Raw genomic sequence first — 12,417 nt, 5'->3', positions numbered from 1 at the left:
GCGCAAACCCTCTATACTGCGCGCCGAAGCTGACCAGACAGTCGCCGCTTCGTCGTCGTCCCCTTCGGGGGAGACAGGCGGAGGGGAGGAAAGTCCGGGCTCCATAGGGCAAGGTGCCAGGTAACGCCTGGGGGGCGAGAGCCTACGACCAGTGCAACAGAGAGCAAACCGCCGATGGCCCACGCAAGTGGGATCAGGTAAGGGTGAAAGGGTGCGGTAAGAGCGCACCGCGCGGCTGGTAACAGTCCGTGGCACGGTAAACTCCACCCGGAGCAAGGCCAAATAGGGGTTCATAAGGTACGGCCCGTACTGAACCCGGGTAGGCTGCTTGAGCCAGTGAGCGATTGCTGGCCTAGATGAATGACTGTCCACGACAGAACCCGGCTTATCGGTCAGTTTCACCTCATTCCAGTACAATACGTTGGTGTATCTCATTGAGATACACCAACGGTTGCCATATCTCCCATACGCTCCCCCGTAACGACATTAACTGCGTCTGTTTTCATTTCTCCGTTCGGCAATTTTCCGCTGATCCTCAGCAACCCGATGTGGATATTTCGTCGATAAATGCAGCGCAGCAACCGCGGCTGGTTAATGATTTAAGTCTGAATTTATTGGACGTTATCTCTGAGTCACGTTCGGCAAATCCTTAAAAAAGTTGTTATAGGATTTTTGCTTTTGGGGTTATCATCATGACCACTTTATGAGTAGGGACTTTAATCGGAACGAGTTACGTACCCGTGTAATGGAACGGCAACTGCTCGATTCGTTGTTTAAAGAATCATCATAACGATTTTTGATAACTGCATGTAGGCATCTCCGGTTTGTATTGTATTACCCCTCTAAAATTACCGGCCAGTCGTCCTCAGATAACTGGCCTGGCCAGAAAGTTTTACAAAAATATTAATTACTTAGAAGGTGACACTAATCGTTATAAATTTATTTACATAACGATTGCTGTCTGGCAAGGGCTATCGTGCCTTTCATTTGGGATAAGGGTTAAATAATAAGATGAGCAAAATTTCACTGGAACGCTCAGGCAGGCGAAAAATTATATTTATCGCTTTGCTGATTGGGATCATTGTTGGCGTGGTATTGCTGGCGGGGACCGCGACAATAATGCATAAAACCAGCGATACCGAATTTTGTGTATCGTGTCATACCATGCAGCAGCCTCTCGCGGAATATCAGGGCAGCGTGCATTTTCAAAACAGTAAAGGTATTCGCGCCGAGTGCGCAGACTGCCACGTTCCTCATCAGCCGGGCGATTATGTACTGACCAAAATTGGCGCGCTGAAAGATGTCTGGGGGGAAATGACCGGCAAAATCGATACCCCGGAAAAATACGAAGCGCATAAGCTGACGATGGCCCAGAGCGTCTGGGATGGTCTGAAGAAGAGCGATTCGGCCACCTGCCGCTCCTGCCACGACTACAAAGCGATGGATATCCTGGCGCAAACCCCCGAAGCCCGTAAGCAGCATCCGGTGGCGATTAAAGAGGGGCAAACCTGTATCGATTGTCATAAGGGCGTGGCGCACATTCTGCCGAACATGAGCGGCCTGGCGGCGGCAGGGGCAAACGAACTGGCTAATGCGGCCGCGAAAACGCCGGCCACTGTAAGCACACTGTACACCATTCAGACCCAGCCATTCTGGCTGAGCGAGAAAGCGGGCGACCACAACGACGGTAACCTGATGGCCTCTACCGAAGTAAACGTGGTGAAACGCGAGGGGGATATGGTGCTGGCCGATGTTCACGGCTGGCAGCAGGATGGCGTCACCGAAGCCTTCTACGCCGCCCGCGGCAAACGCATCATGAGCGCCTTGCTGGGCGAAGAGGCGCAAAAGGCGCTGAAAGTTAACAGCACCGTCACTGATGAAGAGACCGGACAGGTCTGGCATGAAGTGGATCTGCAGGTCTGGCTGCCAGCGAAAAATCTGATTGGCGATCAGCAAAAAATCTGGCGCTACGCCTCTGATTTAATGGCCAACAACTGCACGGGTTGCCACGGTCTGACTGAACTGAATCGCTTTAACGCCAACCAGTGGATTGGGGTGGTTAAAGGCATGGCCGGTCGTACGTCACTGACTCAGGAACAGCTTCGTCTCCTGACCCAGTATGTACAGAAACACGCGAGCGACATGCCCGCAGCGGCCGAAGAGAGCAAAAAATAAGGAGCCATGATGAAAAAGAATAATGATTATGACATGGCTGAACAGAGCCAGGAGTCCGGTATCAATGTGACGCGTCGCCGTTTTCTGGCGGGCGCCGGCGCCTTAATGGCAGCGCCGCTGCTGGCGGGAATGTGGCCGCGTTCAGCGCTGGCGGAAGCGATCAGCCAGGCAATGCCGCAGTTTGTGGCGCTGCGTCAGGCGGAAAGCGGCATTCTGACCGGCGCGCACTGGGGCGCGTTTGAGGCGATCGTTCGCGACGGTAAAATGGTTGATGTGCGTCCGGTGAAAGACGATCCGTATCCGAACGAACTGATCACCATGGCGCCATACCAGGTGTACGCCAAAAACCGCATTAAATATCCGATGGTGCGTAAAAGCTGGTTAGAAGGCGGCGCCAAAAACTGCAAACCGGAGCTGCGCGGTCACGATGAGTGGGTGCGCGTAAGCTGGGACAAAGCGCTGCATCTGGTGGCGGGCGAAATCAGCCGTCTGCAAAAAGAGCACGGCCCATCGTCCATTTATGCCGGTTCTTACGGCTGGAAAAGCGTGGGGATGTTCCATAACCCGAGAACGCTGCTGCAGCGCATGATGAACCTGGCGGGCGGTTTTGTCGGCTATTCCGGCGACTATTCGACAGGTGCGGCGCAGGTAATTATGCCGCATGTGGTGGGCTCCATTGAAGTATATGAGCAGCAGACCGCGTGGCCGAACGTCATTGACAATACCGAACTGGTGGTAATGATTGGCTGCAACCCGATGATTACGCTGAAAAACAGCTGGAACCTGCCCGATCACGTCAGCCAGACCGGATTTGAAGCGCTGAAGAAAAAGGGCACCCGGATGATCTGTATCGATCCGGTGCACAGCGATAGCGCGCGCCAGCTGGGGGCCGAGTGGATTGGCCCGCACAGCTACACCGACTGTGCGCTGATGGCGGGGATCGCCCACACGCTGCTGGTAGAAAAACTGCATGACGTCGACTTCCTGAAAACCTATACCGTGGGCTTCGATAAGTTCGAAGATTATCTGCTCGGCAAAGAAGACGGCGTCGTGAAAGATGCCGACTGGGCGGCGGATATCAGCGGCGTCGACGCCGGGGTTATCAGGCAACTGGCGCGCGATATGGCGAAACATCGCACCATGATCATGGGGGGCTGGGGTATTCAGCGTCAGCACCACGGCGAACAGGCGCACTGGATGATGGTGACGCTGGCGTCAATGCTGGGGCAGATTGGCCTGCCGGGCGGCGGTTTCGGCTTTAGTTATCACTACTCATCCGGCGGCAGCCCGACCGCGCGCGGCGGTATTCTGGCGGGGATCTCGGCCGGTAGCCCAACCTCCCCGGCGGCGAAGGACATTACGCCGTTCCCGGTTGCGCGCATCGCGGATGCGCTGGCGAACCCTGGCAAGACTATCGACTTTAACGGCGCGAAAGTCACCTATCCGGATATTAAAATGGTCTACGTGGCGGGAGGGAACACCTTCCACCAGCATCAGGATACCAACAATCTGATTAAGGCCTGGCAAAAACCGGAAACCGTTGTGGTTAACGAACCGTACTGGACGGCGACCGCGAAATACGCCGACATCGTGCTGCCGGTTACCACCACCTATGAACGTAACGATATGGATATGGGCGGCGACTATTCGCAGCTCTATGTCTTCCCGCTGCGTCAGTGCGTACCGCCGCAGCATGAGGCGAAAAATGACTTTGACGTCTTCGCCGGTATTTCCCAGATCCTCGGATTCCATGACGCCTTTACCGAGGGTAAAGACGAAATGCTGTGGCTGAAAGGCATGTACGACGAGATGAAAGCCCAGGCGCGTAACGCCCGCGTGGCGCTGCCGCCGTTTGATATGTTCTGGGCATCCAACAACTACATCCGTTTCCCGATTCCGGAAGAGAACAAACAGTGGGTACGCTTCGCTGATTTCCGTGAAAACCCGCTGCTCAACCCGCTGGGAACACCGTCCGGTAAAATTGAGATCTACTCCGACACCATTGCCAGAATGGGCTACGAGGACTGTAAAGCGATCCCGACCTGGATGCCGCCGCATGAGTGGTATCGCGGAGCGGAAGCCGAAAAATATCCGCTGTCGCTCAATACCGGTCACCCGATCAACCGTCTGCACTCACAGCTCGACAATACGCCGCTGCGTGAGAAGTACGCGGTAGCCGATCGCGAAGCGATCTGGATCCATCCGAAGGATGCGACCGCGCGCGGCATCAGCGATGGCGATCTGGTTCGCGCCTTCAACGATCGCGGGCAGATCCTGGTCGGCGCGGTAGTGACTGATAACGTCCGTGAAGGCGTTGTGCGGATCAGCGAAGGGGCGTGGTTTGACCCGGCCGATCCGGCACAGCCAGGGTCGCTGTGTAAGAACGGCAACGTTAACTGTCTGACTTTTGACATAGGATCATCCAGCCTGGCGCAGGGTAACTGCGGACAAATGTCGCAGTTGCAGATCGAGAAATATGTTGGACAGGTGCTGAAAAATACCGCGCACGATGTTCCGTCAGGCGCGTAACGATAATGCCGGGGCTTCCCCGGCAATCTGAGTCGTCAGTGGTGTGATGCGAAGCGCGTCGGTTTGCTTTGCGTCACATCGCTCCAGGCTGTCTGTTTCCCCTCATACGCAAGAAATTTCTTATTATGTGATCGTCGACGCAAAATGTCGCAGTTTGCGTATTTGTCGATATAAAAGAAAGCAAACTGCGCAACTTCACAAAATTACCCTCCAGAAAATCGCAAAATCTCAGTGTTAATGATTTGTATTAAACGATAATTATTTGTATGCTTATATTTAATTATTGATAAATAAAATGTTTATTTGCGAACAAATAAGCCGGGAAAATGTGACTTACCCCAATATTTAACCCATCTTATGTTTTGAATATAATTATATTTGATAAATTGCGCATTAAATTTAATAGAAAATTCGCACATTAATTGCGCGATAATTGATTGAAATATCGTCATTCGTTACGTTTTGAAATAACCATAAAATACCCTATGTTATTGCCATAAATTATTGTTATCCCCCCCTGTTTTTTTGACTAAAATCAGACTAAAGTGACTTAATATTTATTTAATTCATTGATTTTAAAGTAATTAATAATTTATCCCTGTCCTTTTAAAATAGAGGGTCAGGCAATTTGTGAGTGGTCGCACATATCCTTCTTCTCGTAGTTTGTTACACTTCACGCCGTCAATAAAGTTATTAGCGCGGGTCGATATGAATACGTTTGCTCTGCCAAAAACACAGCAGTTAGTGGTCTTTCAGGAAGTCATCCGAAGTGGTTCTATCGGTTCTGCTGCGAAAGAATTAGGCTTAACGCAACCGGCGGTGAGTAAAATTATTAATGATATAGAGGCTTATTTCGGCGTTGAGCTGGTGGTGCGGAAAAATACCGGCGTCACCTTAACCCAGGCCGGGCAGGTGCTGCTCTCATGGTCGGAATCCATCACCCGCGAGATGAAAAACATGGTGAATGAGATGAACAGCATGACCGACAGCGCGGTGGTCGACGTCTCATTCGGATTTCCATCGCTGATTGGCTTTACCTTTATGTCTGACATGATCCAGAAATTTAAAGAGGTGTACCCCAAAGCGCAGGTCTCCATGTATGAGGCGCAGCTCTCCTCATTTCTGCCGGCGATTCGCGACGGGCGTCTGGACTTCGCCATTGGTACGCTCAGCGCGGAAATGAAATTGCAGGATCTGCACGTGGAGCCGCTTTTCGAGTCGGAGTTTGTGCTGGTGGCGAATAAATCCCGAACATGCACCGGCACCACCACGCTGGAATCGCTACAGAACGAACAGTGGGTGTTGCCGCAAACCAATATGGGCTACTACAGCGAACTCCTTACCACCCTGCAAAGAAATGGCATCAGCATTGAAAACATCGTTAAAACCGACTCCGTCGTCACGATTTATAATCTTGTTCTCAATGCTGATTTTCTGACCGTTATTCCCTGTGACATGACCGCGCCCTTCGGTTCTAATCAGTTTATTACTCTGCCCGTCGAAGAATCGCTGCCGGTTGCGCATTATGCCGCGATATGGTCAAAAAATTATCGGATTAAAAAAGCCGCATCGGTTCTGGTGGAATTAGCCAAAGAGTATTCATCTTATAAGGGATACAGACGCAAGCAATTAATTGAAATCGACTAGCTAAGTAAATTTTAGTTAAGCCCAATTGAACGCCATCGTGCTGAATATCAGCCGTTGGTCACGACCATTTATTACTTAAAATTAAGTAAGAGGTTACAATGCACATTACTTACGATCTTCCGGTTGCTATTGACGATATCCTCGAAGCAAAAAAACGCCTGGCGGGTAAAATATATAAAACGGGTATGCCGCGTTCCAATTATTTTAGTGAACGTTGCAAGGGCGAAATTTTCCTTAAGTTCGAAAATATGCAGCGCACCGGTTCATTTAAAATCCGTGGCGCTTTTAACAAATTAAGTTCACTCACTGACGCGGAAAAACGCAAGGGCGTGGTCGCCTGTTCTGCGGGCAACCACGCGCAGGGGGTATCGCTCTCCTGCGCCATGCTCGGCATTGACGGCAAAGTGGTGATGCCAAAAGGCGCGCCGAAGTCGAAAGTCGCCGCGACCTGCGACTACTCGGCTGAAGTTGTTCTTCATGGCGATAACTTCAACGATACCATTGCCAAAGTCAGCGAAATTGTGGAAACCGAAGGGCGTATTTTTATTCCGCCGTATGACGATCCGAAAGTCATTGCCGGTCAGGGCACCATCGGTCTGGAAATTATGGAAGATCTCTATGACGTCGATAACGTGATTGTGCCAATCGGCGGCGGCGGTTTAATTGCCGGGATTGCTATCGCCATTAAATCCATTAACCCGACGATTAACGTTATTGGCGTGCAGGCGGAAAACGTCCACGGCATGGCTGCTTCTTATCAGGCCGGAGAAATAACCACCCACCGAACGACCGGCACCCTGGCGGATGGTTGCGATGTTTCCCGCCCGGGTAATTTAACTTACGAAATCGTGCGCGAATTAGTCGACGACATTGTGCTGGTAAGCGAAGACGAAATACGCAACAGCATGATCGCCTTAATTCAGCGTAATAAGGTGATAACCGAAGGTGCAGGCGCCCTAGCCTGCGCTGCATTATTAAGCGGGAAATTAGACAACTATATACAGAACAGAAAAACGGTAAGCATTATTTCTGGCGGCAATATCGATCTTTCCCGTGTATCGCAAATTACCGGTTTAGCGGACGCTTAATACCGACTTTTTATCTTTTCGTTGAGGACAGGATATGAGTACTACTGATAGCATGGTCTCCAGCCAGACAAAACAGTCGTCCTGGCGTAAATCGGACACCACCTGGACGCTGGGCTTATTTGGCACCGCCATCGGCGCCGGGGTGCTGTTCTTCCCTATCCGCGCAGGCTTCGGCGGCTTAATCCCCATTCTTATAATGCTGGTGCTGGCCTACCCCATCGCCTTTTATTGCCACCGCGCGCTGGCGCGTCTGTGCCTGTCCGGGTCGAACCCGTCCGGCAACATCACCGAAACGGTAGAGGAGCACTTTGGTAAGACCGGCGGCGTGGTCATTACCTTCCTCTATTTCTTCGCCATCTGCCCGCTGCTGTGGATCTATGGCGTCACCATAACCAACACCTTCATGACCTTCTGGGAAAACCAGTTGCAGCTACCGGCGCTGAACCGTGGCTTTGTCGCCCTGTTCCTGCTGCTGCTGATGGCGTTCGTCATCTGGTTTGGTAAGGATCTGATGGTCAAGGTCATGAGCTACCTGGTATGGCCGTTTATCGCCAGCCTGGTGCTGATATCGCTGTCGCTGATCCCGTACTGGAACTCTGCGGTCATCGATCAGGTGAATCTCAGCGCTATCTCGCTGACCGGACACGATGGCATTCTGGTTACCGTCTGGCTCGGTATTTCGATCATGGTATTCTCCTTCAACTTCTCGCCGATTGTCTCCTCGTTCGTGGTGTCCAAGCGTGAAGAGTACGAGAAAGGCTTTGGTCGCAACTTTACCGAGCAGAAATGTTCGCAGATCATCTCCCGCGCCAGCATGCTGATGGTCGCGGTGGTGATGTTCTTCGCCTTCAGCTGCCTGTTTACCCTCTCTCCGCAAAATATGGCGGATGCAAAAGCGCAGAACATTCCGGTGCTCTCTTATCTGGCGAACCACTTTGCCTCGATGTCCGGCACGAAGTCGACTTTCGCCATTACCCTTGAGTACGGCGCATCGATTATCGCGCTGGTCGCCATCTTCAAGTCATTCTTCGGCCACTATCTGGGCACGCTGGAAGGGCTGAACGGTCTGATCCTCAAGTTTGGTTATAAAGGCGATAAAACCAAAATCTCGCTGGGCAAGCTCAATACCATCAGCATGATCTTCATCATGGGCTCCACCTGGGTCGTGGCTTACGCCAACCCGAACATCCTGGACCTGATTGAAGCGATGGGCGCGCCGATTATCGCCTCGCTGCTCTGCCTGCTGCCGATGTACGCCATCCGTAAAGCGCCTTCGCTGGCGAAATACCGTGGCCGTCTGGATAACGTGTTTGTCACCGTCATTGGTCTGCTGACCATTCTGAACATCGTGTACAAACTGTTTTAATCCTGAGCCTCAGGATGAGCGGAGTAGTGAAATGAAAGAGTTTCCGGTAGTTCTGGTGATCAACTGCGGTTCGTCCTCAGTGAAGTTTTCAGTGCTCGACGCCAATGACTGTGAAGTGTTAATGGCGGGTATTGCCGACGGCATTAATTCTGAAGACGCCTTCCTCGCGGTCAATGGCGGTGAGCCGGTTAAGCTGGCCCACCACAGCTACGAAGGGGCGTTAAAGGCGATCGCCTTTGAACTGGAAAAACGTAATTTAAACGACAGCGTGGCCTTAATTGGCCACCGCATCGCCCACGGCGGCAATATTTTCACCGAATCGGCGGTAATTACCGATGAGGTCATCGACAATATCCGCCGGGTGTCGCCGCTGGCGCCGTTACATAATTACGCCAACCTGAGCGGTATTGAATCCGCGCAGCAACTGTTCCCTGGCGTAACCCAGGTTGCCGTTTTTGATACCAGCTTTCATCAGACAATGGCGCCAGAGGCCTATCTGTACGGCCTGCCGTGGGCCTGGTTTGAAAAACTGGGCGTGCGGCGCTATGGCTTCCACGGTACATCACACCGCTATGTTTCCCGACGCGCGCACGCGCTGCTTGAGCTTGCCGACGACGATTCCGGTCTGGTCGTCGCGCATCTCGGCAACGGCGCTTCCGTCTGCGCCGTTCGCAACGGGAAAAGCGTGGACACCTCAATGGGAATGACGCCGCTGGAGGGGCTGATGATGGGCACCCGCAGCGGCGACGTCGACTTCGGCGCGATGGCGTGGATCGCCAGCGAAACCCACCAGAGCCTGAGCGATCTGGAGCGGGTGGTGAATAAGGAGTCCGGTCTGCTGGGGATCTCCGGTTTGTCGTCTGACTTAAGGGTGCTGGAAAAGGCATGGCATCAGGGGCATGAGCGCGCGCAGCTGGCGATTAAAACCTTCGTTCACCGCATCGCCCGGCACATAGCCGGACATGCGGCGTCGTTACACCGCCTGGACGGCATTATTTTCACCGGCGGCATTGGCGAGAACTCGGTGTTAGTGCGTCAGCTGGTGACTGAGCGTCTGGCCGTGCTGGGGGTGAATATCGACGTCGACAAAAACAGCCTGCCGAATAGTCACGGCGAACGCATTATTTCCGCCAGCGACGCCAGGGTCCGGTGCGCCGTTATTCCAACCAACGAAGAGAAAATGATAGCGCTTGATGCGATTCAATTAGGCCGTATTCACGCGCCGGTGGAATTCGCTTAATTCATTGCTGTTCTGTAGAGAGAAGATTTTCATGAAGGTAAATATCGATACCAGCGATATGCTGTACGCCGACGCCTGGCAGGGCTTTAAAGGAACGGACTGGAAAGAAGAAATTAATGTCCGTGATTTTATTCAGCACAACTATACGCCCTATGAGGGAGACGAATCGTTCCTCGCGGAGGCGACCCCGGCCACCAGCGCATTATGGGAAAAAGTGATGGCGGGCATTCGTACCGAAAACGCCACCCACGCGCCGGTCGATTTCGACACCAATATCGCCACCACCATTACCGCGCACGACGCGGGATATATTGAGCAGTCGCTGGAGAAGATCGTCGGTCTGCAAACGGATAAACCGCTCAAGCGCGCCCTGCATCCGTTTGGCGGCATCAACATGATCAAAAGCTCGTTTGAGGCTTACGGTCGCGAAATGGATCCGAACTTCGAATATCTGTTCACCGATCTGCGCAAAACCCACAATCAGGGCGTTTTTGACGTCTATTCTCCGGACATGCTGCGCTGTCGTAAATCCGGCGTACTGACCGGCCTGCCGGACGGCTATGGCCGCGGGCGTATTATCGGCGACTATCGTCGCGTGGCGCTGTACGGCATCCGCTATCTGGTCCGCGAGCGTGAACTGCAGTTCGCCGATCTCCAGTCAAACCTGGAGTGGGGGCAGAACCTGGAGGCCACCATTCGTCTGCGCGAGGAGCTGGCGGAGCACCGCCGCGCGCTGTTGCAAATGCAGGAGATGGCGGCGAAGTACGGTTTTGATATCTCGCGTCCGGCGCGTAACGCTCAGGAAGCGGTGCAGTGGCTCTACTTCGCCTACCTGGCGGCGGTAAAATCACAGAACGGCGGCGCGATGTCGCTGGGTCGTACCGCGACCTTCCTCGACGTTTACATTGAACGCGACTTTAACGCGGGGATCCTGACCGAGCAGCAGGCGCAGGAGCTGATCGACCACTTCATCATGAAGATCCGCATGGTTCGCTTCCTGCGCACCCCAGAGTTCGACACTCTCTTCTCCGGCGATCCGATCTGGGCGACCGAAGTGATCGGCGGAATGGGACTGGATGGCCGCACGCTGGTGACGAAGAATTCTTTCCGTTACCTGCATACCCTGCACACCATGGGACCGGCGCCGGAGCCGAACCTGACCGTGCTGTGGTCTGAAGCGCTGCCGGTGGCCTTCAAAAAGTATGCCGCGCAGGTGTCCATTACCACCTCGTCGCTGCAATATGAAAACGACGACCTCATGCGCAGCGACTTTAACAGCGACGACTATGCCATCGCCTGCTGCGTCAGTCCGATGGTGATCGGCAAACAGATGCAGTTTTTTGGCGCCCGCGCCAACCTGGCGAAAACCCTGCTGTATGCGATCAACGGCGGCGTGGATGAGAAGCTGAAGATCCAGGTCGGACCGAAAACCGCGCCGTTAATGGATGACGTGCTGGATTACGATACCGTAATGGAGAGCCTCGACCACTTTATGGACTGGCTGGCGGTGCAGTACATCAGCGCGCTGAATATCATTCACTACATGCACGACAAGTACAGCTATGAAGCCTCGCTGATGGCGCTGCACGATCGCGACGTCTATCGCACTATGGCCTGCGGTATCGCCGGGCTGTCGGTGGCGGCGGATTCGCTTTCCGCGATTAAATACGCGAAGGTGAAGCCGGTGCGCGACCATAACGGGCTGGCGGTCGATTTCGTTATCGAAGGCGACTATCCGCAGTACGGCAACAACGACGAGCGCGTGGACAGCATCGCCTGCGACCTGGTTGAACGCTTTATGAAGAAAATTAAGGTGTTGCCAACCTACCGCAATGCGGTGCCGACCCAGTCCATTCTGACCATCACCTCCAACGTGGTCTACGGGCAAAAAACCGGCAATACGCCGGACGGTCGCCGCGCCGGAACGCCGTTCGCGCCGGGGGCAAATCCGATGCATGGGCGCGACCGCAAGGGGGCCGTCGCCTCGCTGACCTCGGTGGCGAAGCTGCCGTTCACCTATGCCAAAGACGGTATTTCGTACACCTTCTCAATTGTCCCCGCGGCGCTGGGCAAAGACGAGCCGGTACGGAAAACCAACCTCGTCGGGCTGCTTGACGGCTACTTCCACCACGAGGCGCATGTGGAAGGCGGGCAGCATCTGAACGTTAACGTAATGAACCGGGAGATGTTGCTGGATGCCATCGAACATCCGGAAAACTACCCGAACCTGACGATCCGCGTCTCCGGCTACGCCGTGCGCTTCAACGCGCTGACCCGTGAGCAGCAGCAGGACGTCATTTCGCGTACTTTCACCCAGGCGATGTAACGTTATCGGGGCGGTCAGCGGATCGCCCCGAATCACAATGCGTGTG

At 53.6% G+C, this 12,417-nt stretch carries 7 protein-coding genes and 1 other RNA gene; all 8 read left to right on the top strand.

All coding sequences use genetic code 11. The features are described from left to right. The first annotated feature begins 25 nt into the window (after window positions 1-25). Window positions 26-404, top strand: an RNA gene (gene rnpB / locus K7R23_RS02665) — RNase P RNA component class A. A gap of 607 nt (window positions 405-1,011) precedes the next feature. Next, window positions 1,012-2,175 (top strand): NapC/NirT family cytochrome c, encoded by a 1,164-nt coding sequence (locus K7R23_RS02660; RefSeq protein WP_012908633.1) that lies wholly within the window; start codon window positions 1,012-1,014, stop codon window positions 2,173-2,175. A gap of 9 nt (window positions 2,176-2,184) precedes the next feature. Continuing rightward, window positions 2,185-4,704: a trimethylamine-N-oxide reductase TorA gene (gene torA, locus K7R23_RS02655; RefSeq protein WP_148222123.1), complete on the top strand. Its 2,520-nt coding sequence runs from the start codon at window positions 2,185-2,187 to the stop codon at window positions 4,702-4,704. Window positions 4,705-5,412: 708 nt separating this feature from the next. Next, entirely contained in the window at window positions 5,413-6,351 is a 939-nt protein-coding gene (tdcA, locus tag K7R23_RS02650; protein ID WP_012908635.1) for a transcriptional regulator TdcA, read from the top strand. A gap of 98 nt (window positions 6,352-6,449) precedes the next feature. Beyond that, window positions 6,450-7,439, top strand: a complete 990-nt coding sequence (gene tdcB / locus K7R23_RS02645) for a bifunctional threonine ammonia-lyase/L-serine ammonia-lyase TdcB (RefSeq protein WP_012908636.1) — start codon at window positions 6,450-6,452, stop codon at window positions 7,437-7,439. Window positions 7,440-7,473: 34 nt separating this feature from the next. Continuing rightward, complete coding sequence (gene tdcC, locus K7R23_RS02640; protein ID WP_012908637.1) at window positions 7,474-8,805, top strand: threonine/serine transporter TdcC; 1,332 nt, start codon at window positions 7,474-7,476, stop codon at window positions 8,803-8,805. 31 nt (window positions 8,806-8,836) lie between these two features. Continuing rightward, entirely contained in the window at window positions 8,837-10,045 is a 1,209-nt protein-coding gene (tdcD, locus tag K7R23_RS02635) for a propionate kinase (protein WP_012908638.1), read from the top strand. A gap of 31 nt (window positions 10,046-10,076) precedes the next feature. Next, complete coding sequence (gene pflB / locus K7R23_RS02630; protein WP_012908639.1) at window positions 10,077-12,371, top strand: formate C-acetyltransferase; 2,295 nt, start codon at window positions 10,077-10,079, stop codon at window positions 12,369-12,371. Window positions 12,372-12,417: the final 46 nt, after the last annotated feature.

Origin of the sequence: Citrobacter rodentium NBRC 105723 = DSM 16636 (assembly GCF_021278985.1) — a bacterium.
Classification (GTDB): domain Bacteria; phylum Pseudomonadota; class Gammaproteobacteria; order Enterobacterales; family Enterobacteriaceae; genus Citrobacter_A; species Citrobacter_A rodentium.
Note: the sequence above shows the minus strand (reverse complement) of the source record. Positions and strands in the feature narration are given on the sequence as shown.

Coding starts and splice junctions, on each gene's coding strand:
- pflB (WP_012908639.1), top strand. CDS start 10,077: ATGAAGGTAAATATCGATACCAGCGATATGCTGTACGCCGACGCCTGG.
- torA (WP_148222123.1), top strand. CDS start 2,185: ATGAAAAAGAATAATGATTATGACATGGCTGAACAGAGCCAGGAGTCC.
- tdcB (WP_012908636.1), top strand. CDS start 6,450: ATGCACATTACTTACGATCTTCCGGTTGCTATTGACGATATCCTCGAA.
- tdcD (WP_012908638.1), top strand. CDS start 8,837: ATGAAAGAGTTTCCGGTAGTTCTGGTGATCAACTGCGGTTCGTCCTCA.
- tdcC (WP_012908637.1), top strand. CDS start 7,474: ATGAGTACTACTGATAGCATGGTCTCCAGCCAGACAAAACAGTCGTCC.
- K7R23_RS02660 (WP_012908633.1), top strand. CDS start 1,012: ATGAGCAAAATTTCACTGGAACGCTCAGGCAGGCGAAAAATTATATTT.
- tdcA (WP_012908635.1), top strand. CDS start 5,413: ATGAATACGTTTGCTCTGCCAAAAACACAGCAGTTAGTGGTCTTTCAG.